This is a genomic window from Oculatella sp. FACHB-28 (assembly GCF_014696015.1).
Classification (GTDB): domain Bacteria; phylum Cyanobacteriota; class Cyanobacteriia; order Elainellales; family Elainellaceae; genus JAAUTN01.
Window position 1 is genome coordinate 51138 of the sequence record NZ_JACJPJ010000060.1, and the last position, 23269, is coordinate 74406.

The 23269-nt window shown below is 49.6% G+C and carries 21 protein-coding genes; 15 read left to right on the plus strand and 6 right to left on the minus strand.

Annotated features, from left to right (window positions below):
- Positions 1-409: 409 nt before the first annotated feature.
- From H6F88_RS12370 to H6F88_RS12390, 5 genes are all read left to right on the plus strand, one after another.
- Positions 410-955, plus strand: coding sequence for an FHA domain-containing protein (locus H6F88_RS12370; RefSeq protein ID WP_190643046.1), 546 nt, complete (start codon positions 410-412; stop codon positions 953-955).
- Positions 956-1284: 329 nt separating this feature from the next.
- Positions 1285-2295: a tryptophan--tRNA ligase gene (trpS, locus tag H6F88_RS12375; RefSeq protein WP_190643047.1), complete on the plus strand. Its 1011-nt coding sequence runs from the start codon at positions 1285-1287 to the stop codon at positions 2293-2295.
- A 71-nt stretch (positions 2296-2366) separates the two neighbouring features.
- The gene (locus H6F88_RS12380; RefSeq protein ID WP_190643048.1) at positions 2367-3311 is read left to right on the plus strand and encodes a methylenetetrahydrofolate reductase; all 945 of its coding nucleotides are present in this window, start codon (positions 2367-2369) and stop codon (positions 3309-3311) included.
- 386 nt (positions 3312-3697) lie between these two features.
- Positions 3698-5905, plus strand: a complete 2208-nt coding sequence (locus H6F88_RS12385; protein ID WP_190643049.1) for an ATP-binding protein — start codon at positions 3698-3700, stop codon at positions 5903-5905.
- Between the two features lie 50 nt (positions 5906-5955).
- Positions 5956-7413, plus strand: coding sequence for a carotenoid oxygenase family protein (locus H6F88_RS12390; RefSeq protein ID WP_190643050.1), 1458 nt, complete (start codon positions 5956-5958; stop codon positions 7411-7413).
- A 7-nt stretch (positions 7414-7420) separates the two neighbouring features.
- On the opposite strand, the gene H6F88_RS12395 is transcribed toward H6F88_RS12390, so the two are convergent.
- The 6 genes from H6F88_RS12395 to glp all read right to left on the minus strand — a co-directional run bounded on the left by H6F88_RS12395 (position 7421) and on the right by glp (position 12207).
- Complete coding sequence (locus tag H6F88_RS12395) at positions 7421-8392, minus strand: M48 family metallopeptidase (protein ID WP_190643051.1); 972 nt, start codon at positions 8390-8392, stop codon at positions 7421-7423.
- 127 nt (positions 8393-8519) lie between these two features.
- A complete protein-coding gene (locus H6F88_RS12400; RefSeq protein WP_190643052.1) occupies positions 8520-9182 on the minus strand; it encodes a hypothetical protein in 663 nt (220 codons plus the stop codon).
- Between the two features lie 142 nt (positions 9183-9324).
- Positions 9325-9648, minus strand: coding sequence for a Grx4 family monothiol glutaredoxin (gene grxD / locus H6F88_RS12405; RefSeq protein ID WP_190643053.1), 324 nt, complete (start codon positions 9646-9648; stop codon positions 9325-9327).
- Positions 9649-9714: 66 nt separating this feature from the next.
- Positions 9715-9975, minus strand: a complete 261-nt coding sequence (locus H6F88_RS12410) for a BolA/IbaG family iron-sulfur metabolism protein (RefSeq protein ID WP_190643054.1) — start codon at positions 9973-9975, stop codon at positions 9715-9717.
- A 74-nt stretch (positions 9976-10049) separates the two neighbouring features.
- Positions 10050-10718, minus strand: a complete 669-nt coding sequence (locus H6F88_RS12415) for a hypothetical protein (RefSeq protein ID WP_190643055.1) — start codon at positions 10716-10718, stop codon at positions 10050-10052.
- Positions 10719-10941: 223 nt separating this feature from the next.
- Positions 10942-12207: a gephyrin-like molybdotransferase Glp gene (glp, locus tag H6F88_RS12420; protein WP_190643056.1), complete on the minus strand. Its 1266-nt coding sequence runs from the start codon at positions 12205-12207 to the stop codon at positions 10942-10944.
- A 282-nt stretch (positions 12208-12489) separates the two neighbouring features.
- On the opposite strand from glp, the gene H6F88_RS12425 reads away from it, so the two are divergent.
- From H6F88_RS12425 to ftsE, 10 genes are all read left to right on the plus strand, one after another.
- The gene (locus H6F88_RS12425) at positions 12490-13029 is read left to right on the plus strand and encodes an RDD family protein (RefSeq protein ID WP_190643057.1); all 540 of its coding nucleotides are present in this window, start codon (positions 12490-12492) and stop codon (positions 13027-13029) included.
- Positions 13030-13077: 48 nt separating this feature from the next.
- Positions 13078-13266 carry a 50S ribosomal protein L33 gene (gene rpmG / locus H6F88_RS12430; protein WP_190643058.1) on the plus strand — a complete coding sequence of 63 codons (189 nt, stop codon included), beginning with the start codon at positions 13078-13080 and terminating at the stop codon, positions 13264-13266.
- A gap of 61 nt (positions 13267-13327) precedes the next feature.
- On the plus strand, positions 13328-13543 hold the full coding sequence (gene rpsR / locus H6F88_RS12435; protein WP_190643059.1) for a 30S ribosomal protein S18: 216 nt from the start codon (positions 13328-13330) through the stop codon (positions 13541-13543).
- Positions 13544-13636: 93 nt separating this feature from the next.
- A complete protein-coding gene (locus H6F88_RS12440) occupies positions 13637-15655 on the plus strand; it encodes a ribonuclease R family protein (protein ID WP_190643060.1) in 2019 nt (672 codons plus the stop codon).
- Between the two features lie 391 nt (positions 15656-16046).
- A complete protein-coding gene (locus tag H6F88_RS12445; RefSeq protein ID WP_206756441.1) occupies positions 16047-18053 on the plus strand; it encodes a DUF4118 domain-containing protein in 2007 nt (668 codons plus the stop codon).
- Complete coding sequence (locus H6F88_RS12450) at positions 18053-18508, plus strand: response regulator (RefSeq protein WP_190643062.1); 456 nt, start codon at positions 18053-18055, stop codon at positions 18506-18508. The genes H6F88_RS12445 and H6F88_RS12450 overlap by 1 nt, the downstream gene beginning before the upstream one ends.
- A gap of 169 nt (positions 18509-18677) precedes the next feature.
- Positions 18678-20297 carry a response regulator gene (locus tag H6F88_RS34445; protein ID WP_190643063.1) on the plus strand — a complete coding sequence of 540 codons (1620 nt, stop codon included), beginning with the start codon at positions 18678-18680 and terminating at the stop codon, positions 20295-20297.
- 102 nt (positions 20298-20399) lie between these two features.
- Positions 20400-21491: an RIP metalloprotease RseP gene (rseP, locus tag H6F88_RS12460; RefSeq protein ID WP_190643064.1), complete on the plus strand. Its 1092-nt coding sequence runs from the start codon at positions 20400-20402 to the stop codon at positions 21489-21491.
- A gap of 106 nt (positions 21492-21597) precedes the next feature.
- Positions 21598-22299, plus strand: coding sequence for an endonuclease III (gene nth / locus H6F88_RS12465; protein ID WP_190643065.1), 702 nt, complete (start codon positions 21598-21600; stop codon positions 22297-22299).
- Positions 22300-22490: 191 nt separating this feature from the next.
- Complete coding sequence (ftsE, locus tag H6F88_RS12470; RefSeq protein ID WP_190643066.1) at positions 22491-23267, plus strand: cell division ATP-binding protein FtsE; 777 nt, start codon at positions 22491-22493, stop codon at positions 23265-23267.
- Positions 23268-23269: the final 2 nt, after the last annotated feature.

The following is a 23269-nucleotide window of genomic DNA, read 5'->3' on the forward strand; positions in this document are numbered from 1 at the left end:
TGGCATTTAATGCTCCATAGCCTGTGCATCAGTGCAACTACAGAGAAGACTAAATCACTGAATTAACGATCCAAATACGAAGTAGAAATTGCTCATATTATGGCGATCGCAAATTGTCCTGACGCTTAGGAGTTAAAGCTTTGTTTTGGACTATCAGCCATCTCATTATCTTGAGCAATGATTTGATAAAAGGCGTGTTTTAAGGTCTGCTCATCAACTAATTCATACTTGAAGACATCAAACGAATACCTTTAACTTGATAAAACTGCATCTTTTATTTCAGGGGAGAATTTCTTGCATATTTGATCACACTAGATAGGGGGCAATTTAGTTTGCAAGAGATTTATAGATAAGTCGTGAAATTCGATGATTCTCTTCAACTCAAATTGAGCAGAATTGGCTAGCAAACATGTCACCTTTGCAATCTTCTGTCGTGTCTAATCCTTGTCCTCTGCTTTTTTTAGAGCAAAATCCGTCGCTGTCCGACTCTCTTTGTGCAGACTGCGACTTCAATATTGACCAAGTTGCAACGCTGATTAGACCCGTTTTACAGGCTCAACAACGCTGTCAGCTTTCATCTTGCTACATTCAGGCAGTCGCCATAGGGCGAACATCTTTTCTGATTACCAACTTGATGCAGTCTGAAATTAGCCACAACACGGCGATCGCCTCTAGCTGGCTAATCGGCAGAAGTTTAACCTGTGCGATTACAGTTCAAGATCCCTCTGCGTCTCGCTGTCATGCCGTAATTAGCCACCATCGCAATGAAGGATTTAGCATTACTGATATTGGCAGCAGCAACGGCACCTTGGTCAATCGACGGCGCATTCCGGTGATGGAGCGGCGATCGCTTCAAGACGGTGACCTGATTCAAATTGGTAGCCTGAAGATTGAATTTTTTGTGACAACTCGCAGTCAACCTGCTGTCAATGCTGGTGAAGCAACCTATTATTAAGTGGTATTTTTAGAACACCATAGATATCAGTAGATATCAATTAGATATCAGTCCTACAATTTAGTTGTCATACCGTTTCTACATGAAGCTGCATATTTTGGATCGTGCCCCGCTCCAAAATATGCAGCCTTAAAGGGAACTTAAAGAGAATTGGTATCAGAAATTAGTTGTCAGACGAGCGGGTTGTGAGAGGCGCACCCCCTGAGATGCGCCTCTCACAACCCACTTAGAATTGCTACATATCCAGTTGAGTTTGCAGCGTGGGTAGTGATAGAAAAGTAAGGGCTTGATCAATTAGCAGGCTCCTCAGCCGGATTCACTTTATACCTATGGGCAAACAGCGCGTTCTTTCTGGAATTCAACCCACTGGCGATCTCCATTTGGGGAATTACCTTGGCGCAATTCGCAACTGGGTAGAGATCCAGCGCGACTACGACAGTTTTTTGTTCATGGCTGATCTGCACGCCATGACCGTCCCTCACGATCCGGCAGCTTTAGCTGAAAGCACCTACAAAGTGGCAGCAACCTACTTAGCCTGTGGGATTGACTTGGACTGCGCCACGATTTTTGTGCAGTCACATGTCCCTGCTCACACCGAATTGTCATGGCTGCTGACCTGCATCACGCCGCTCAACTGGCTCTACGACATGGTGCAGTATCGTGAGAAAGCGATCAAACAAGGCGAAAATGTAGGGGCAGGGCTGCTGTGCTATCCGGTACTGCAAGCGGCAGACATTTTGCTCTACGAGCCAGACAAGGTGCCCGTCGGTGAAGACCAAAAGCAACACCTAGAACTAACGCGAGACATTGCGGCGAGACTCAACTATCAGTTTGGTAAGGAAAACCAGCCGATTCTAAAATTGCCCGATCCGATGATTCGTAAGGAAGGGGCACGGGTAATGAGTCTGACAGACGGCACCCGGAAGATGTCAAAGTCTGACCCGTCGGAGCTAAGCCGGATTAACCTGCTAGATTCGCCAGAGGAAATTCAGCACAAAATTAAGCGCTGCAAAACTGACCCCATTCGCGGGCTGACCTTTGATGATCCAGAGCGTCCCGAGTGCAACAATCTACTGACGCTTTACACGATTCTTTCCAACCAAACAAAGGAAGCCGTCGCAGAAGAATGCCGGGAAATGGGCTGGGGGCAGTTCAAACCGCTGTTGACTGAGACAGCGATCGCCGCCCTAAAGCCGATTCAGGACAAATATCATGCAATCATGGCAGATAAGGGGTATCTGGAGTCGGTATTGCGTCAGGGGCGAGAACAGGCAGAGGCGATCGCCAATGTTACCCTGGCAAAAGTCAAGTCTGCTCTAGGCTACTCTACCCCCTTGTAGGCGACCGATTTTAGCGTAAAACTACAAATCTTCGCCTCTCTCCCCTGCTCCCTACCCCTCTGACTGCCGCAATGTCCGATTGCCCACACCCTAACCCCCAATCCTCAACCCCTAGCTCTCGACTTCGCACTGCTGCTCAAGCCAAAGAATTTCTGATTACGGCTGAGGTGATGCCGCCCAAGGGGGGAAATCCGGCACACATGATTGAGATGGCCAAGCTACTACGCGATCGCGTTCATGCCGTCAATATCACCGATGGTAGTCGGGCAGTTTTGCGAATGTCGTCGCTGGCTTCGTCGGTGGTTTTACTCCAGCAGGGGATTGAGCCAGTTTGTCAGATGGCCTGCCGCGATCGCAACTGCATTGCCCTTCAAGCAGATCTGATGGGCGCACAGGCTCTCGGTATTCGCAACGTTTTGGCGCTGACGGGCGACCCGATCAAAGCGGGCGATCACCCCACGGCAAAAGGTGTGTTTGACTTGGAATCGGTGCGTTTGTTGAAGCTGATTGATAAGCTCAACCAGGGATTGGATTTTAATGAGAAACCGCTGCCTGATGGCGCGACGGAGCTGTTTGCAGGAGCGGCGATCGACCCTCAGTGTGGCAGTTGGTCAGGGCTACAGCGGCGGTTTGAGCGCAAGCTAGAGTCAGGGGCACAGTTTTTCCAGAGCCAGTTGATTTCAGATTTCGATCGCCTGGAAAAGTTTATGGATCAGGTTGCAGTGAGCTGCAACAAACCAGTTTTAGCGGGCATTTTCCTGCTGAAATCAGCCAAGAATGCTCGATTTATCAACCGCAACGTACCAGGCGTACAGATTCCCGACGCAGTTATTGATCGATTGGAGCGAGCGACTGATCCGCTGCAAGAAGGTGTGGCGATCGCCGCAGAGCAAGTAAAGCTTGCTCGTCAGCTTTGTCAAGGCGTCCACATGATGGCCGTCAAACGCGAAGATTTGATTCCACAAATTCTAGATCTGGCAGGAATTGCTCCACTAGCGGTGAAAGCGAACGGGTAACAGTGGTCAGCGAGTTGGGCGATCGAGTGCAATCATTCGCTTCAGCAAATCTCCAATCGTCAATGGATGAAAGCCTGCCGCGATTGTTTTGCTTATTGTCCTATGACAGCCACAACGAAGCCAATTAGAGATTTGCCCATTACCCTTAGAAGTTGAGGCGATCTGCTATTGGCTAGAACCGCTTGGATTTCCCTCCGCAAAAGCACTGACTCTTAACTAAGTCTATACATATCGCTGGTAAAACTTGAGTATTTTGGCGGTCTATTATTCCCTCTTCTACAAGCTATCTTCCTATAAAAAGCCATTTTCAGGCCCTCGTGTCTTGAAAGTGATTCATAAAGCGGGCAGCTTCACTTGCCATTAAAATTTGAACTTCAGGTAACGTTATGCGATCGCCCCTTTCCCCCAGTTTCAACCTGATTCTAGAGCAGGTAGACAATGCGATCGCTTTATTTGATTCATCTAGCACGCTAACGCTATTTAACTCAAAGCTGACCCAGCTTTGGAAAATTTCCGATAGCTGGTTGCAAACTCAGCCCCAGTGTCAACAGCTTCTCTCTGAGCTAGCGGTTCAGGGAAACTGGTCTTTAGAAGACTGCCAGCAGTTTGAGCAAGCTGTGCAAGCAACTTCTGAAGTCGTTTTAACCGTTAGACAACAGGACAACAACACCGTTGAGATTCACATTAGCTCTACCACAGATGCAGAAAGGTTGTGCATTTTTCGAGTCTCTGAGGAGCCGCCAGCCCGATTGTCTGAAAGGTTGTGTCTAGATTCATCCGAATCAGTTGATCACAGTTCCACTATTGAAGCAATCCAGATTGAGATTGCCGAAAAGCTAGGATTTGTCCCGCCTTTTTTTTTCCCTGCTCAAAACGATTCCCAGGTTTTGTCAACTCTTTGGCAGCAAACCTTAGTGTTCTACCTGGACAATCCCCTGCCTGTTTTGTTCAAGGAAAAATTGTTTGCTTACCTGTCGCGCTACTGCATCGTGCCCTACTGCATGGTCTGTCACAGTTGCGCCTTGCGACTCTTGGGCTGGCAAGCGCAGCAGATTCTAGAACTGCTAGCCTCTCCAATTCCAACTGAGGCTGAAATCAACCAGCATTTAGAGTTCTTGTTAGCCCAGCCGAAACTGTCAAACTTTCCAGAATCTAATTCTGCTTTGGAGAAGGGTGTGCTCTGGTGTTCGGTCACAATTTTCTTAAAACGGGACCAAGCAGCCCTTTGTTACAGCACATTGCGTCACCTTTTGAGAGCAGGGGACTACCAAAACTTAATTACATTCATTGCGTATGTAAAAACATGTCACCTCTGGATGGAGGCACATCCTGAAGTTAGTTACGAAATGGATAAGCGAGCGCAGGACCATCTCGATGTTTTGTTAACAGAAGCTCCAGGTTTAGGTAATTTTTTCTCAATCTACACCCAACAAATTCAGCAACAGCAACACGATTTAGTTCAATATCCGGCAGCGATCGCCGAACGCAGACAGGCGATCGCCGCTCTGCAACAAAGCGAGGAAAAGTTTCGGAATCTGGTCGAGCAAACCAGCGATTGGGTATGGGAAGTTGACCTCAACCAGTGCTTTGTTTATATCAACCCTAAAGTCAACCAGGTGTTGGGCTACGAGCCAGAAGAACTGCTCGGCAAAACAGCCTTTGATCTGATGCAACCAGATGAAGCGAAACGATTTGCCACTCTGATCAACTTTTACGTTACCAGGCAGGAGCCGTTTACCAACCTGGAGGAGAGGCTCTTACACAGAGCTGGACAATCCGTTGTGTTAGAAACCAGCGGTTCGCCGATCTTTAACGCGCAGGGAAAGTTACAGGGCTATCGGGGAATTAGCCGAGATATCACTGCCCGCAAGCAAGTAGAGCAAGAAATTCGCAAAGCGCTAACCCGAGAACGGGAACTCAACGAACTCAAATCTCGCTTTATTTCCATGACATCTCATGAGTTTCGCACTCCAATGAGTACGATTTTGCTGTCTGCTGAGATGTTAGAAAACTACAGCCAATTCTTAACTGAAGAAAAGAAGCAAAAGCACTTTCGCCGCCTCAAAACGGCGATCGCTCACATTGTTTACCTATTGGATGATGTGTCCCTATTAGGACAAGTCGAGGGTGGAAAAGCCAAGCTAAGTTTAGAGCTGATTCATTTAGAGGAGTTTTGTCGCGACCTGATCGAAGAAGTTCAGGGCAGCATTGGTGCTGGGCGAGCTATTGAGTTCACCTGCCAGGGTTTGCCTGCCTCTATCGGGTTAGACAAAAAGCTGTTTCGCTCAGTCTTAAGCAACCTGCTGTCCAATGCGCTCAAGTACTCCTCGTCAGACAGCACAGTTCAAGTCAGGCTAACTTATCAGGAGACGGAAGTTGTGCTGGAAGTGCAAGATTGGGGCATTGGCATTCCACCAGAAGACCAGCCGCGTCTATTTGAGTCGTTTCATCGCGCCAAAAATGTAACCAACATTCAAGGTACAGGGCTGGGTTTGGCGATCGCCAAGCGCTGCGTTGCTCTACACAACGGTCAAATTGAAGTAGAGAGTACACTAAATGTAGGCACGACCTTTAGGGTCAGACTGCCACTGTAGAAAGCTTTGGTTAAAAAAGCTTTGGTTACATAGTAATGATTGGAACTGGCATGGTTAGCACTGCTCCCCGAACACAGACTCGCGCCTGGGCTAAGGCAATTCCTCAAACGGCTGAAAATGCGATCGCCTCTCCCATTTCAGAATTTCCACTCACTCCTTTGGAAGTGCTATCAGGCAAACTTCCTCCAGGTTTACACGGTTCCCTTTACCGCAACGGCCCAGGTCGCCTAGCAAGAGGGGAATACCAGGCAGGACACTGGTTTGACGGAGATGGTGCAATTCTGGGTATTCACTTTACCCCCACGGGCGCAACGGGAACTTATCGCTTTGTCCAGACCGAAGCTTACAAGGCAGAAGAAAAGGCTGGCAAGTGGCTGTTTGGAGGCTACGGCAGTATGCCATCGGGTGGCTTTTGGCAACGGTTTCTCCGTGACGCAAAGAATGCCGGAAACACGTCTGTGTTGGCTCTCCCCGATAAACTGCTGGCCCTATGGGAAGGCGGCAAACCTCACGCGCTAGATTTGCAAACCCTGGATACCCTTGGAGAAGATGACCTGGGCGAACTGCACCGAGATCTGCGCTACTCCGCTCACCCTAAACGCGATCCGCATACAGGGGAAATTTATAACTTTGGCATCTCCTACGGCAAGACAGGTGTGCTGAACGTCTATCGCAGCAGCACTTCAGGGCAGATTGTGAAGCAAAATGCGATCGCCCTTGAAGGTCTGCCGATGATTCACGATTTTGTCCTGGCAGGTCGCTATCTAGTCTTTTTTGCACCTCCGGTTCACCTTAATCCGTTTCCGGTGTTGCTCAGATTCAAAACCTATAGCGAATCACTCACCTGGCAACCCGAAAAAGGCACTCAGGTTTTGGTGCTTGACCGGGAAAGCCTGGAGGTTGTCAGCCGCAGCGAGGTTGAATCCTGGTATCAGTGGCATTTTGGCAATGGCTACGTCGATGCTGACGGCGCTGTAGTAGTAGATCTGGTGCGTTATCGCGATTTTCAGACTAATCGATACCTTCAAGAAGTCACCACCGGAAAGACGCACACCGCAGCAAAAGGAACCCTGTGGCGGCTACGGCTCAATCCTCAATCTGGGCAATTGCTAGAAACAGTTGAACTGCTGGATCGAGGCTGTGAGTTTCCGGTCGTTCACCCGCAGCAGGTGGGGCAACCGTCGCGCTTCACCTACTTGAACGTGCATCACCCAGGAGTTGATATCAGTCAGGAATTTTTTGGGGCGATCGCCCGCTTTGACCACCAAACAGGCACTTTCACCACAACTCATTTGAAGGAAAACTGTTATCCCTCTGAACCCATTTACGCACCCGATGCAGAAGACCCCACAAAAGGCTGGGTACTGACCGTCGTATTTGATGGCGATCAGGGTTGCAGCGAAGTATGGGTGTTTGATGGCGATCGCCTCGACGACCAGCCTGTCTGCCGTTTAGCGCTACCGAGCGTTATTCCACTTAGCTTTCACGGTACGTGGAAACCAGCTTGATTCAGTATTAATCGTCGGATTGCGATCGCCGAATGCGATCGATCTCCTGCTGCAAATCTTCAATCTCTCGGCGCAGCCTGGTCACTTCATCGGGTGGAGCATCTGCCGGGACATTAACGGCTCCCTGCCTTGTGCGGCGATAGTTTCCACCCCGAATCTGGCGATATTCCTCAGAAGTAGACCACTCCCGCAAATAGTGAACCCGCTCAACAGTGAAGGGATGAGTTAGAAAAATTCCCTGAGACAGGTTGTTATAGAGCAGGAATTTATAGACCTGGTTGAGACTGTCCTGATCAAGTTCCTGGTATCGCTCCGACTGACGGATAAATTCGTCTAGGCTCAACTCATTGGAGTACCGAGTGCTGCCGCCTGCAAGCTGCATCATGTTTTGCATCACCGGAGTCAGATTATCCATGACCAATAGAGCAGCGCGATCGGCAGACAGTTCTGCTTTGCGGAGCCATTCATAAAACGCAAGTAGCAAACCCGTTGTGACCAAACTACTCAACCCAAAGGTTGCTCCTGCCAATCCAAACACTAGGTTGATTGCCCAAAGTGCCATCTGAGTCAGAATTGTATGCCCACATTTAATATGTCCTAACTCGTGGGCAATCACCGATCTCAGTTCTGCCTCATTCAACAAATCCAGCAGAGCAGTGTTCAACACGATGCACGGACGCTCCTGCCCCAGTGCATAAGCATTAATCATCGGAGCCTGCGAAACAAACAGCACTGGCTCTGGATGCACGTCAAGATCGCGCACGCATTCTCGAAAAATGCCGTAAACGGTGGAATATTGGCGCGGCCCTACTTCAATGCTGTTGCCCATCAGGTAAACGTAACGAGGACGTTCGTAGATGAATTCCACAAACTTACGGGCAACAATGTCAAATCCGGGAACGCTTCGCAATGCCTGCTCTGCCTGGTAGTCCAACGGGTGGCGAAAGGCTTCACTGGAGATCCCGGTGTAGGTTGGCATAGGAGGTGTTCCTTAAGTAATTTCCAATATCCAAACTAACCCAATACCTCTTGTTCGGGGAAATGGATCACTTTTTAAAGCGTGAATGGTAGCGCGGCTGAGTCGCGCTACCATTCACGCAGAAGGTCTACGAGTTAGTACTTCTAAATGACAATAGCGGGGGACGCAAGCAAAGGTACGCAAGTGGACCAAACAGCGGTATCAATGCTACAAGCCAAAACAGTTGAGAGTCGCTAGTCAAACCATGCCGTGCCATATCATCACTAAGCAAGGTCGGATATGGAAACAGTAAGCACAGCAAACAAAACGCCAGGGACATGCCGTGAATAAACCGATTGGTGAGAAACTCCTGCACGAAGGCAGACCAGTCCCCGAATACTAAAGCATAAATGAGCAGAACAAGAGTGCTAAATAACAGAATAATTCCAGTTGGTTTAGCATCCAAAAGCTTTAACCAGGCATCCTTTTCACCTGAAAAGCTCTGATTTGGTTCGCGCAGAGCAAGATAGGGAATCAAGGCAATGACTCCCGTTCCCACCGATGCCAGCATGAATGCCCAAGCAGGTAAATTTTGCACCCTACCATCTGCAAAAACCAGACAACTGTAGATCAACAGCCAAATACCAATCAGGCTGAATAGCGACACGATGACCGGATTGATGGTAGGGATTTGCCCTGCAAGTAAGGTCTGAATGGGTTGAAAGGTGTCCGACTGTAGCGGTGGGGCAAACACCAAAACATAAACGATGAAGCTAAGCCATATTAGCCAGAGCAGAAGTTTTCGTCCCATTTTTAAATTCCTTGCGATCGCCCCTCCCATTGTTGAGGCTCGTGTCTATCTCAAACACTTTCGCAAGGTGGATTGCTGGGACTTAAAACGACTAGCTCTGGCTCTACGATTAACGTCTTTTCCTGAAGCAACTGCTCACAGGCTAGGAAGCTAACGCTACCTCAACCATTTGCTGAAGTTCGCCTTTTTGATATAGCTCAATCAAGATGTCCGAGCCACCAACGAACTGACCATTAACGTAAACCTGGGGAATGGTGGGCCAGCTTGAATATTCCTTGATGCCATTGCGAATGTCGTGGTCTGCCAATACATCGACCGTTTCATAGGGAACAGCCAGCATATTTAGGATTTGTACCACGTTGTTAGAAAAGCCGCACTGAGGCATCAGTTTGCTGCCTTTCATGAAAACCATGATCTTGTTCTGGTTTACCAGATTGTCAATGCGCTCTTGCAGTTCTGGAGTCATATTGCTTTAGAGGGATAACTACTTGGTTCTATACTAGCGGGAACTTAATTCTTATCTGCCGCGAATTTACACTGCTTGCCGCGAAGACTCCCAAGTTTGAGGAGTGTAGGTTTTCAGGGACAACGCATGAATCGCCTCAGAAGACATCGCTTGCCGCACAGCGCCATACACAAGCTGATGCTGTTGAACCAGCCCTTTTCCCTCAAATTGGGATGAAATTACCGTAACCTGATAGTGATCGCCGCCACCCGTGAGGTCTTGAACCTGTACCTGAGCATCGGGCAGCCCAGCCTTGATCATTGCTTCAACTTGACTTGGGCTAATCATTCACCCTCCTTACCAACGCGTTAAAAACCAGTCTTAAACAGGAAAATGGAGAATCCCTAAGTTCAATCTAGCGTTTAGTTGTTGACGTTGGGAGTAGGAGTAGCGGAAGTTGGCTCATCTGAGTTTCTGGGATAGGGAGAATCCACAAACCCAAGTTCAAACAGTTGTCGGTAAGCTCTTTGACCTAGCTCACGAGTTGGCTGCTGGCTGCGGATGATTTGTACGAGCAGCGGAACTGCTAGCTCAGGCTGATTTTGAGCGCGGTGAACCAGGGCAAGCTGATAAGTCGCCTGGTCACGCATTTGAGCAGTTTCTAATGCCTGAGTGCGTTGGCTATCAGCAATGCGGTTGTCGATACCGGAAAAGCTAGCGGCTAACTCTTGATAAAAATTAGAAAGCTGATTGAAAACCTGACGGGCTTCTTGAAGCTTGCGAGTAGCGAGAGCATAGTCTTGAGAGGCGATCGCATCATTTGCCTCGGTCATCAAGCGCTGCCCTCCAGCAATGCTGAGCAAGCTACCGTCTTGAGAAAGAGGACGCAATTCTTCTAGATCATCGGGTGAGCTGGGGTCTGATTCAGGAGTTACTCCCTCCTCAATTGCATCAATGGGTTGCTCAACTTCGTCTGGCGAAGAGGTGGATTGTGCCTGTGCTGAAACAGGCAGCAATGTCAAAGCCGCCATAGTGGACAGCGCCAGCAGACAAACAAAGGATGAAGAGCGGGCAGTTCCAGGGAATACCATGAAGCGACTTTGAAATGTTACAAAAAATGTGATGGGCTTAACCTTCGGGTATCTTACCATTGCATCCTTGCTCTTTATTGAGGTCTTTGGAATTGCATGAACTTACTAGCAATTCCATGAGCAAAGCCTACTTAAATTCCGAAGCTTAATCAGGATAAAAAGACCACCACTGGTTAGAATTAGTTCCCTAAATTCTTTCCTCAGAAAAAATTTTCGTCAAGAATTAGCGTAGGGGAGCAACCTGCATAATCTGAATGGGATCTCCGGCTGAAATCAGTTTTTGACCTACAGGCACAACTGCAAGGGCATTGGTCTGAGCCAGATTGATTAAGTTGCCAGAGCTATGACTGCCACCTGCCAGGTGAAATTCATAAGTGCCATTCATTAAATGCAGTTGTCCCCAAATGTAACTTTCACGCTTGCCATCAGATTTGAGTGGGTGGAGCGATCGCCCCTCTACAAACAGAGGTTGCCACCCGTGTGGCTGTCCAGATAGCTTTCGCAATGCAGGCTGCACAAAACGCCAAAAGCTGACCAGAGCTGAAACCGGATTTCCAGGTAAACCAAAGTAGAGAATTGGGAATACGTCGGGTGCAGAGTTTTCGTTTCTCTGGAAAGTTGCCACCGTCAAAGGTTTACCAGGTCTGACCGCAACCGCACGAATATGAATCTGTGCCCCCAAGTCAGCAAGAATGCGATCGACATAGTCATAGTCACCTACAGAAACGCCACCCGAAGACAATACTAGATCTGCGGTAGAGATGGCATGGGCGATCGCCCCTTTCAACTCCTCCGGCTGGTCAGGCACAATTCCCAGCAAAATCGGCTCTGCACCGGACTGAGCAACCAGCGCCGCTAGCGCATACTGATTGGAGTCTACAATCTGTCCGGGATCCAAGGGCTGATCGGGCTCAACCAGTTCACTTCCAGTCGATAAGATTGCTACCCGTGGACGGCGATAAACTTTCACCTGCGTACATTGAGCCGCTGCCAAAACCGCAATTTCTGGAGCAGATAATGTTAAGCCAGTAGGCATCAGCGGAGTTCCCGCTTTGTAGAAAGCTGCTCGATGCCGAACAAATTCCTGGGGTTGAGGCGCAGAAAAGATGGAGAGGCGATCGCCTTCCCGTTTCGTCACCTCCTGAATCACCACCGTGTCTGCCCCGGCTGGCATCATCGATCCCGTCAAGATCCGGGCTGCCTGCCCTACTTGCACCGTTTTCTGAGGCATATAGCCTGCCGGAATTTCTTCAATCACCTGCAACTCAGCAGGCGATTCAGCGCTACAGGTTTTCACATCAGCAAACCGCACTGCATAGCCATCCATCGCGGAATTGTCCCAGTGCGGAAAATCAAGCTGACTTATAACTGCCTCTGCCAAAATTCGTCCCGAAGCTGCCAGCAAATTCACCGTTTCGCTATCCTGCTGGGCATCTAGTGGTTTCACCAGGCTCAAAATAAGGTCTTCTGCTTGTTGCGCGGGCAGCATAATGTTTAATGGATGGTCCTGATTTAATGAGTAGTCCTGAAACAAGTAACTGAAAGGTTGATTCAAATTGTAGGACTACCGCCGTGTAAGATTACCAGCCTGCATTCTGCAATATCCCGCAAAGATGCGCTTTTCCCTGGCAACATCTTTGGCAACACATGATCCATCGCGTTGCAAAAGTCTGATTAAACCTAAAACCCTAGTATTGAAATAGGATTTGCCCCTAGCCCCTAGTCCCCAAACCCTAGCCTCTAGCTCCCAAACCCCAATCTCAATTCTCCCATGCGCCCAGATCCTTCTCCACCTCCTTATCCTAAAGTTCCAATCGAACGAAGAGGAGCCGCTCTATTAATTGACTTATTTGCTGTCGGCATTGTTAGCTCCTTGATTGGGGGCAGTATCACCGCAGTGGCTTTTGTATTTATCGTGGCTTGGCTGGGAATGCGCGTCATTTGGGTGTCTAAAAATCATGGGCAAAGCCTGGGCAGATGGGCACTGGATATGAAAGTGGTGGATGCGCGCGTGGGCGGCACGCCTGGTTTACAGGAACTCTTGAAGCGAGAAGCCCTGGTTGGAGCGGGTGCAATGCTGTTTTATGTAGGCTTAGTCAGTTTGCTCACGTTGGGTTCTGGGGCAGCTTGGGCACTGATACTGTTTCTGCCGCTGCCAGCCGACTGTAGCCTTGCTTTTTCAGACCGGGTCAAACGTCAAGCCTTTCACGACCAAATTAGCCGAACTTTAGTCGTGCAGACGCGACGGGGCTATTCTTTAGACCTAAAAATTAAACGGTTGGTTGCTGAAGCGAAGCGTCGTGTGAAATAATTAGGGTTTGTGCTTAACTCTTTACCGCAAATTTGATTTTGTAGAATTATGGCTAAGGGCGTTCGGATTATCATCACGCTAGAGTGTACGGAATGTCGTACCAACCCTGACAAGCGATCGCCAGGGGTTTCTCGCTATACGACCACCAAAAACCGTCGCAACACGACCGCAAGGATAGAGCTCAACAAGTTCTGCACCCATTGCAACAAACATACTTCCCATAAAGAAATCAAGTAGGTTCAGCCTGACTTGATTTCCAATCTGACTTGCAAAGTTTCAAAGATTTAACTCTCGAACTATGACCTACTATCGTCGTCGTGTTTCACCGATCAAACCGGAAGACCCCATTGACTACAAAGACGTTGACCTGCTGCGCAAGTTTATTACCGAGCGTGGTAAGATTTTGCCCCGTCGCATTACCGGCTTAACCGCAAAGCAGCAGCGCGATTTGACGCAAGCCATTAAGCGGGCACGAATTTTGGCTTTGCTTCCTTTTGTCAACCAAGAAGGTTAAGAGGCTGGGGTGCTGGGGCAGTGCATGGAAACTTAGTTTCACCTGTAGCCGCACCTCTCAACCTCTGACCCATAACATTACCCCCAGGCCTCAATGGAGAAGGGAACACTTGTTGAATTTCGGCTAAATGGCGATCGCCGTCTGGCAGTAGTAGACCGCCCAGAGGGAAAAAAACACTGGGTCGTAGTCGATGAGCGGGGGCAGCCTTACACGCTACATCCTCGTCAGGTTACCTACGTCGTCACGGGGCAAGCCTTTAAGTCAGGAGACATCTCTAGCTTTCGAGCAGAAATTCAGCCGTATCTTGATCCTTCTAGTCTGGAAGTTGCCTGGGAACTGCTTGTGGAGGACAGCGAATTAGCTGACCCCTCTGGCATGGCGTTACTGCTATTTTCTGACCAAAGCCCAGCGCTGTGTTACGCAGCGCACTGTTTGCTGTCGGAAGATAAGATTTATTTCAAACAGAAGTCCGATTCTTATGAACCTCGCTCAAAAGCTCAGGTTGCAGAGCTGAAACACCAGCTAACTGTAGAGGGTCAGCGAATTCAAGAATGGCAAGGCTTCTTGCAGCGAATCAACCAGGCTCTCCAGGGAGAACAGGTAGAATGGCAGAATAGCGATCGCTCTCGTCTCGAAGCCTTGGAAAGGTTTGCTGCCTTTGGGGAAGAAGCCAAGAATCGGACTCCTGCCCTGGAAGTTTTAACCGCTTTTGGACGAGCTGAGACGACTCAAGCCGCCTTTCAGCTATTGGTAGACCTTGGACTCTGGAGTCCTCACGAAAACCTATTTCTGCGGCGGAGTCAAATTCCTACACAGTTCTCCAGCAGGGTACTAGAAATGGCTCAATGCCGCTTAGCCGATCCTCCACTTGACCTTGATCCCGATCGTCTGGACTTGACCCATCTCAAGGTCTACACCATTGACGATGAGAGTACTCGTGAAATTGACGATGGGTTGAGCGTTGAGTTTTTGGAGCTTGGCAAGCAGCGATTGTGGATTCATATTGCTGACCCAACTCGCTGGATTACCCCAGAAGATGAGCTCGACTTAGAAGCTCGTCGGCGTTGCACAACGCTCTACCTGCCGACTGGCATGATTCCAATGTTTCCGCAGGAGCTAGCAACTGGGCCAATGAGCCTCACCCAGGGGCGAATTTGTACGGCACTGAGTTTTGGAGTGGTGCTTGACTCAGATGGGGCGATCGAGGACTACAGCATTCATGCCAGTCAAGTAAAGCCGACCTATCGCCTTACCTACGAAGATGTAGATGAAATTTTAGAACTGGGCGTGCAAGCAGAGCCAGAACTAGAGGCACTAGCCCGATCTGCAAAACGCCGTCAAATTTGGCGGCAGTCCCAGGGGGCAATCACAATTCTCATGCCCGAATCGTCGATTAAAGTGCAGGACGATGAGATCACTATTGATGTCCTGGACAACTCAATCTCTCGTCAGCTTGTCGCAGAGATGATGATTTTGGCGGGTGAGGTTGCAGGTCGTTATGGACGCGAACACGGGCTACCTTTGCCCTACCGGGGGCAAGCTCAGCCAGAACTGCCCTCTGAAGAAGAGCTCCTGCTATTGCCAGCGGGACCGGTTCGATACTGTGCGATACGACGCTGTATGCCGCGCAGCGAAATGAGCATTACGCCGCTGCGTCACGCCAGTCTGGGTTTAGATACCTATACTCAAGTAACCTCTCCCATTCGGCGCTACACCGATCTGCTAGCGCACTTTCAGATCAAAGCTCATTTGCGTGGAGATGCGCTGCCTTTCTCGGCAGAAACGATGAAAGAACTGATGCTGTCCGTGAGTACGGCTGCTTATGAGGCAACGCTGGTTGAACGTCAGACCAATCGCTATTGGGGACTAGAGTATTTACGCCGCCATCCCAACGAAATCTGGCAGGCGTTGATGCTGCGCTGGCTACGAGAACATGAGAACCTTGGGCTAGTCTTGCTTGAAGAACTGGGCTTAGAGCTAGCGATGCGGTTTAACCGCCCGATTGAACCGGGCGATCGCCTGGACGTAAAAGTAACTTATGCGGACCCCCGGCAAGATGTAATTCAATTTGCCGAGTCTACCGAGCGCGAAGCCCAACCTGTAGGAACTTGACTGCTCTAAAGCTGCAATTCTTATAGTTTGAATTAAACAGAAGTAGAGAGGTGATTGGTACATTTCACCTCTACTTTTAGTCAGGGAGTTGCTCTAGACAATAGAGACAATTTCCACTTTTTGAGCTGCTAAGCCTCAACCTGACCCTTGACGCGAAACAGATCTCTACCCTTCTGACTATGTCCACCTATATATAAGAGGCAAGTAGAGCAAAGCTTAAACTCGACATAGTTAATCAATTAGGAGTAAGCCAACAGAGGGGCTGTTGGTCGTCTTTTCGACAGGCCTAACCTAGCCTGTAGCAGTGATGTCGCAGTTTACTGAGGTTGTTGATGGGCGATCGCTACCTTTCTAATCAAAGCTAGCAATCACCTTCTTGGCAAAACTAAACATGCTGAGGGTAAACCGTTTACCGCTAATTCACTATGGCGTAGCTGTACTAGCCAGCTTACTGGCACTACTGTTTCGCCTACTGCTAGAGCCAATCCTACAGGGTGAAGCACCGCTGTTGCTTTTTATCTTGCCAGTCATGGTGAGTGCCTGGTACGGAGGTTTTAAGCCTGGAATATTGGCAACTATTTTGAGTGCCCTGGTAGGGAGCTACTTTTTTATTCCACCCATATTCAGCTTTGTCCCTACCGACTTAGCAGACGCGATTCGATGCAGCATATTTTTGGTCGAAGGGATCTCGATTAGCGCCTTGAATGAGTCTTTGAGGCGCAGTAAGCAGCGATCTGAGGCAACTGCTCTGTCGCTTAAGCGGAGTGAAGAGCAGTCTCGTTTAATTATTGAAGGTGTGCAAGATTATGCCATCTTCATGCTTGATTTAGATGGACGCATTGTCACCTGGAATGACGGAGCTCAGCGAATCACAGGTTATGGAGCGGGTGAAATTTTAGGGCGGCACCTGATAATTCTCTATCCCTTGTCCGCTCAGGCTTCAGAAGCGGCTGATCACTTAAAGCCTCAGCAAGAACTGCAAATTGCCACCACCGAAGGGCGTTTCGTCAGTGAAGACTGGCAGCAGCGCAAAGATGGTTCTTTGTTTTGGGCGAGCATTGTGACAACGGGTTTGCGAGATGAAACCAGAAATCTGCGTGGATTCTCCAGGATCACGCGTGACATCACTGAGCGCAAACAGGCAGAAGAGTCTTTGATTCGTTCTGCTCACCGTCTGGAGGCACTGCATGAAATTGACCGTGCTATTTTAGCTACTGAGTTTGGTGGAGAACCGATTGGTACTGCCCTGGACCGGGTGAGTCAACTAGTGCCTTGTGAGCGGGCGATCGCTACCCTATTTGACTTTGAGACAAACACCGCTCAGATTCTCCAGGAAGCTAGGAGTGAAGGCGAAGCTAACCCTGAAGTTATCCCCCTGGTCTTTTTCCTGCCCGAGCGGCTTTTCCAACAAGACCTACAGCAGAAGGTTGAATACATAACGGCTGCTCAAATCTGTCCAGTTTCCCTCACCCGATCGCTGTCAGCGCAAGGAAGCTGTATTCGAGTGCCCTTAGTGTCTGACGAAATTTTGCTAGGTGAGCTAACGCTGTTTGTGACTGCGACGACAGAGTGGAGCGACGAATATCAGGACATCGTGACTGAAGTGGCAAACCAACTGGCGATTGCCCTCCGTCAGTCTCAACTCAGAAACCAGATTCAGCAAAAAGCTGACGAACTGGAACAGCGTGTGATTGAGCGAACGCTTAAATTGCAAGCAGCCAACCAAGAGTTAGAATCTTTTGCCTATTCCATTTCTCACGATTTGCGGGCACCTCTGCGGGCCATTCAAGGCTTTGCTCAGGCTTTTTTAGAAGACTATGGCGATCGCCTGGACAATTTGGGGCAGGAATATGCCCAACGTATCGTTACGGCCGCCGCCCGCCTCGACACCCTGATCCAAGACTTGTTGAACTATAGCCGCGTTAGCCGCACCGACTTACAGCTTCAACGCATCAACCTAACTGCTGTTGTAGAAGATGTCCTGACACAGTTAGGAGCTAGCTTGCAAGAGCAGCAGGCTCAGGTCATCGTCGAAAAGCCGTTGCTGTCCGTCCTGGGTCATCGTTCTACCCTGGTGCAAATTGTCAGCAACCTCATCAGCAATGCAGCCAAGTTCGTTCCACCTGAAAGAACTCCCCAAATCAAAATCTGGACAGAATTGCGAGAGGATCAGGTGCGCCTTTGGGTTGCCGATAACGGCATTGGCATCGCACCCCAGCACCAAGACCGCATCTTTCAAATCTTCGAACGGCTGCATGGAGTAGAAGTCTATCCTGGTACGGGCATCGGCTTAGCTATTGTGTGCAAAGGTGTAGAACGAATGGGCGGACAGATGGGACTAGAGTCCCAAATCGGAGAAGGCAGCCAATTTTGGATTGAATTACGGAGAGGAACTTGATGATCAACCTGGCGCAATCCGACGTTTTGTTAGTTGAGGATGATCCGAATGACGTTCTGCTGATTCGGCGCGCATTTAGTCGGGCAAAGCTGCTCAACCCACTGCACATCGTGAACGACGGAGACAGCGCAATAGATTACCTTGCGGGTGTGGACCAATATGGCGATCGCGATCGCCATCCATTGCCTGCACTAATCTTGCTCGACCTCAAACTACCTCGGCGCTCAGGCTTAGAAGTACTGGAATGGCTCAAGCAGCAACCCGAACTGCGTCGCTTACCGGTTGTCGTTCTGACTTCTTCTAGAGAAAACATCGACATTAACCGCGCTTACGACTTGAACGCTAACTCCTATTTGGTTAAGCCTGTTGCCCCAGATGCACTGCTCGAAATGGTGAAGATGCTTGACCTCTATTGGCTAACACTCAATGAAAAGCCAAATGTTGAGAACGGCTGAAGCGGCTGTAGAGCAATGATAAAGGGTGGTTGTCCCCCAAGGTTCGTTGAAGAGACGAGCGCCGATGGAACTGCGTCTGCACAAATTTCAAAACTTTTAACCTCTAACCCTTCTCCAATCCTCAATCTCTAACCCTAAAGCCCGTTAAACCTCATTTCAGAGATAGCTTGTGAGTCAACCACTACATATTCTCTTAATTGACGATAATCAAGACGATCGCTTTTTAACCCTGCGTGAACTGAGGCGTAAGTTTTCTGACCTTGAAGTCAGAGAGATTTTAGATGCCAAAGGTTTTGAAGAAGCATTGAATCAGTGGGAATTTGACCTGGTGATTACCGACTACCAGTTGGGTTGGAGTACCGGAATCGAGTTGCTGCACGCTGTTAAAAGCCGATTTCCAGATTGCCCAGTGGTGATGTTTACCAACACCGGCAATGAAGAAATCGCGGTAGAGGCAATGAAGTCGGGGTTAGATGACTACATTGTGAAAGCACCAAACCGCTATATGCGAGTACCTGTTGCAGTGAACATTGCTCTAGAACGGGCTGAATCCCGTCGTGCCAAAATTCGGCTTGAGGCAGAGCGATCGCAGCTTCTAGAGCAAGAACGGACTGCCCGTACTGAGGCTGAAACTGCCAATCGTCTCAAAGATGAGTTTCTAGCAACCCTGTCCCATGAGTTAAGAACGCCGCTAAATGCAATGTTGGGCTGGGTGCAGCTTTTGCGAATGGGCAACATTGATGAAGTTAATCATGCGCGTGCGGTGAAGACGATTGAGCGCAACACTCAAGCCCTGACACGGCTCATCGAAGACTTACTAGATGTTTCGCGCATCATCACAGGTAAGCTGCAACTGCTCATGCAGCCAACCGATTTGGCTACCGTAATTAGAGCCGCGATGAACAGCATTCGTCCAGCGGCAGCGGCAAAGGCGATCGCCCTACAGTTGTGGCTTGATCCCCAAGCTGAACCCGTTGTTGGCGATTCAATGCGGCTTCAGCAAATCATGTGGAACTTGCTTTCTAATGCGGTCAAATTTACGCCCGAAGGAGGGCGAGTCGAAGTGAATTTGACGCGAACCGAAACCATGATGAATGTGGTTGTGCGTGACACCGGGCAGGGCATTAGTCCCGACTTCATTCCTTATGTGTTTGACCGCTTTCGACAAGCCGACAGTTCTATCACTCGACGGCAGAGCGGACTAGGATTGGGGCTAGCGATTGTGCGTCACCTGGTCGAGCTACATGGCGGCACAGTGCAGGTAGAAAGCGCCGGAACTGGACAGGGCAGCACTTTTACAGTTAGCCTGCCCCGAGTGCGGGAGGATACAGTCAGCAGTCCGCTCGCTCAGAACCTCGATACCGGCATCTGTCCTGATCTACCAGGCTCTCGCACGCTCAGCGGAGCGCGTGTCCTAGTCGTGGATGACGAGCCAGATACCTGCGAATTGCTGGCCCTGGTCTTGGGGCAGTGTGAATTAGAAATTAGAACGACGACCTCCCTGTCTGAAGCGATCGAGCTGTTCGGACAGTTTGATCCAGAAGTGTTGATCAGTAATATGATGATGCCGGGCGAAGCAGACTATGCATTGATTCGCTATGTACGAGATTTACCGGCGGCTCAAGGGGGGCAGATTCCGGCGATCGCCCTGACCAGTTACGCCAGACAAGAGAGCAGCGATCGCATCCTTGCTGAAGGCTTTCAAAGCCATTTCTCTAAACCCATTGAGCCCGAAAGACTGCTTCAGACCATCGCCGATCTGCTAGGACACTCCCCTACAGAAGCGTAAAGTCCTGTGGGCGCGATAAGACACCAGTGATTGCGTTTCTACGACGGATACAAACGCCTAGAATAGAGAAGATACCTAGCTAAACTTCAGCAGAATTTACCTATGTCAGTTTTGGCGGCGATCGCAGTTTTGGCGATTTTGATTGTGGTACACGAAACGGGGCACTTCATGGCAGCCCGTCTTCAAGGAATTTACGCTAATCGCTTCTCGATTGGCTTTGGCCCCATTCTTTGGAAATATCAGGGCAGCCAGACCGAGTACGCGATTCGGGCAATTCCCCTGGGCGGTTTTGTAGGTTTCCCGGATGACGACCCCGAAAGTGACATTCCCGAAGATGACCCCAACCTGCTGCACAATCGCCCCATTCTTGACCGTGCCATTGTGATCAGTGCTGGGGTGATTGCCAACTTGGTGTTTGCCTACCTGGTGTTTCTGACTCAGTTTACGACAGTAGGGATTCCAGACGGCATCAATTTTCAGCCTGGTGTACTGGTGCCCCAGGTAATTTCTCAAAGTTCACCCGCTGCCCAAGCTGGAATTCGCTCAGGCGATATTGTTTTAGCTGTAGATGGTGAACCGCTCGGCTCTTCTGAAGCAGCGCTCACCACACTGATGCGAACCATTCAAGATAGCCCTGATGAAGCAATAGATTTGACCGTGCAGCGGGGCGATCGCCAGCTTGACCTCACCGTTGTTCCAGAGCCAGGAGCCGACGGCAAAGCCAAAATTGGCGTACAGCTTTATCCAAACGGCACTCCCGAATACCGCCGTCCAAGAGGAATACTTGAGGTCTTTAGTCTTGCTGCTCAAGAGTTTCAGAGAACCTTCGTCAAAATTGTTGAAGGATTCGTTATGCTCATCACCAACTTCTCTGAAGTTGCAGGACAGGTTGCCGGTCCCGTCAAAATCGTTGAGCAGGGTGCAGGACTTGCCGCTTCCGATAGTGCTAGCCTCTTCCCCTTCACCGCCATCATCAGCATCAACCTGGCCATCATCAACATCCTACCGCTGCCTGCACTGGACGGTGGACAGTTGACCTTCCTACTGATCGAAGGGCTGCGGGGCAAACCCCTACCCAACCGTCTCCAGGAAAACGTGATGCAGACCGGATTAGTACTGCTGCTAGGCTTAGGCATTTTTCTGATTGTCCGGGATACAACCCAGCTAGAGGTGTTTCAAAAGCTGTTTCAGTAGCGTACATAGGCTATGGATTCCTGTGGGATGGGCATCTTGCCCGTCCAGGCAGGAAAAAACAAACCTCTTACAATTCAATTCCCTCTACCCCTTCTCACTTGCTTCTGTGAGTACACCTCGCAAAATTGCAGCTAAACGAAAGCTGACTTTAGAAATTTTGGTGCGTCTGAAACGTCTCTATCCTGACGCAACCTGTTCGCTTGACTACGCAACTCCTGTACAGCTCCTAGTTGCTACGATTCTTTCAGCGCAATGCACCGACGAGCGGGTGAATAAGGTTACGCCAGAGCTATTTCGCCGCTTTCCCGATGCAGTTGCTCTAGCCTCAGCCGAACTCGATGATATCGAAACCCTGATTCGCTCAACCGGCTTTTACCGCAACAAAGCAAAAAATATTCAGGCAGCTTGCCGCATGATTGTTTCGGACTTTGAGGGACAGGTGCCAAAGATGATGGCAGAGTTGCTGAAACTGCCGGGAGTGGCCCGCAAAACGGCTAACGTTGTGCTGGCTCATGCCTATGGCATCAACGCTGGCGTAACAGTAGATACTCACGTCAAGCGGCTGAGTGGACGGCTAGGCTTAACGACCGAAACTGATCCGGTCAAAATTGAGCGGGATCTAATGAAGCTGTTGCCCCAGCCCGACTGGGAAAATTGGTCAATCCGGTTGATCTATCACGGACGAGCGGTGTGCATGGCACGAAACCCGGCTTGCGATCGCTGCTCACTGGCTGACCTTTGCCCCTCCGCCGATCTCTCCAAAATTACTCCTCCCCCCACTAGCATTGCCACCTTCTCGCCCAGTTGAGTCAGACAGGTGCTTGGGGCGCTACTGACTTGTATTTCTGACGAATGTCTGGCAAAGTAGTGACTCTAGTAGCAACAGCTATTACAATTAGCCCTCGTGGAGCAGTCCTGGACTCCAGTCAACCATCAGAGCATTTTGGTTCAGCTTCCCGCTCTATCCCAATAATCTACTCATTTCTATAGACCTGCTCTATGGCTCACGTCACTACCGAACCACCTTTGAATTCGGGCTTTGGCTCCTCTGACTCTCCTAGTGATCCCGTCACGGCTGCATCTCCGTCTCACTCAAATAACACTGCTAAAGTCATCGTTAGCCTACAACGAGTCAACAAGGTCTATCGAAATGGCAGCCGAGCGCTGGTAGACGTGAGTTTGCAAATCCGGCAGGGAGATTTTTTATTCATTACGGGTCCGTCTGGTTCTGGTAAATCAACGTTGCTCAAGCTTTTGTATGGCGAGGAAAAGGTGAACCAGGGCGAGGTTATGGTCAATGACTGTAACCTGTCGCAGCTTAAAGGAAACGATCTGTCGATGCTCAGAAGACGCATCGGAGTTGTTTTTCAAGACTACAAGCTGATCCCACGTCGCACTGTTTCTGAGAATGTTGCCTTTGTCCTTTGGGCGCAGGGCTTTACCCGCAAGGAAATTCATCGTCGCCTGCTGCCCACGCTGAAAATGGTTGGCTTGCAGGATAAGGCAAACTGTTTCCCAGACGAGCTTTCGGGCGGCGAACAGCAGCGCGTCAGCATCGCCAGAGCAATTGTCAGCACTCCGCCAATTTTGCTAGCTGATGAGCCAACTGGAAACCTTGATCCTGACAATTCCTGGCAGGTAATCAAGATTCTCAGAAAGCTAAATGGAATCGGGATTACGGTGGTTGTGACGACTCACGACGAGCATCTCGTGCGGCTATCTAACCATCCGGTTGTGCAAATTCGCAACGGTAGGCTGTATCATCCCCGCCATTAATT

Coding starts and splice junctions, on each gene's coding strand:
- H6F88_RS12370 (WP_190643046.1), top strand. CDS start 410: ATGTCACCTTTGCAATCTTCTGTCGTGTCTAATCCTTGTCCTCTGCTT.
- trpS (WP_190643047.1), top strand. CDS start 1,285: ATGGGCAAACAGCGCGTTCTTTCTGGAATTCAACCCACTGGCGATCTC.
- H6F88_RS12380 (WP_190643048.1), top strand. CDS start 2,367: ATGTCCGATTGCCCACACCCTAACCCCCAATCCTCAACCCCTAGCTCT.
- H6F88_RS12385 (WP_190643049.1), top strand. CDS start 3,698: ATGCGATCGCCCCTTTCCCCCAGTTTCAACCTGATTCTAGAGCAGGTA.
- H6F88_RS12390 (WP_190643050.1), top strand. CDS start 5,956: ATGGTTAGCACTGCTCCCCGAACACAGACTCGCGCCTGGGCTAAGGCA.
- H6F88_RS12395 (WP_190643051.1), bottom strand. CDS start 8,392: ATGCCAACCTACACCGGGATCTCCAGTGAAGCCTTTCGCCACCCGTTG.
- H6F88_RS12400 (WP_190643052.1), bottom strand. CDS start 9,182: ATGGGACGAAAACTTCTGCTCTGGCTAATATGGCTTAGCTTCATCGTT.
- grxD (WP_190643053.1), bottom strand. CDS start 9,648: ATGACTCCAGAACTGCAAGAGCGCATTGACAATCTGGTAAACCAGAAC.
- H6F88_RS12410 (WP_190643054.1), bottom strand. CDS start 9,975: ATGATTAGCCCAAGTCAAGTTGAAGCAATGATCAAGGCTGGGCTGCCC.
- H6F88_RS12415 (WP_190643055.1), bottom strand. CDS start 10,718: ATGGTATTCCCTGGAACTGCCCGCTCTTCATCCTTTGTTTGTCTGCTG.
- glp (WP_190643056.1), bottom strand. CDS start 12,207: ATGCTGCCCGCGCAACAAGCAGAAGACCTTATTTTGAGCCTGGTGAAA.
- H6F88_RS12425 (WP_190643057.1), top strand. CDS start 12,490: ATGCGCCCAGATCCTTCTCCACCTCCTTATCCTAAAGTTCCAATCGAA.
- rpmG (WP_190643058.1), top strand. CDS start 13,078: ATGGCTAAGGGCGTTCGGATTATCATCACGCTAGAGTGTACGGAATGT.
- rpsR (WP_190643059.1), top strand. CDS start 13,328: ATGACCTACTATCGTCGTCGTGTTTCACCGATCAAACCGGAAGACCCC.
- H6F88_RS12440 (WP_190643060.1), top strand. CDS start 13,637: ATGGAGAAGGGAACACTTGTTGAATTTCGGCTAAATGGCGATCGCCGT.
- H6F88_RS12445 (WP_206756441.1), top strand. CDS start 16,047: ATGCTGAGGGTAAACCGTTTACCGCTAATTCACTATGGCGTAGCTGTA.
- H6F88_RS12450 (WP_190643062.1), top strand. CDS start 18,053: ATGATCAACCTGGCGCAATCCGACGTTTTGTTAGTTGAGGATGATCCG.
- rseP (WP_190643064.1), top strand. CDS start 20,400: ATGTCAGTTTTGGCGGCGATCGCAGTTTTGGCGATTTTGATTGTGGTA.
- ftsE (WP_190643066.1), top strand. CDS start 22,491: ATGGCTCACGTCACTACCGAACCACCTTTGAATTCGGGCTTTGGCTCC.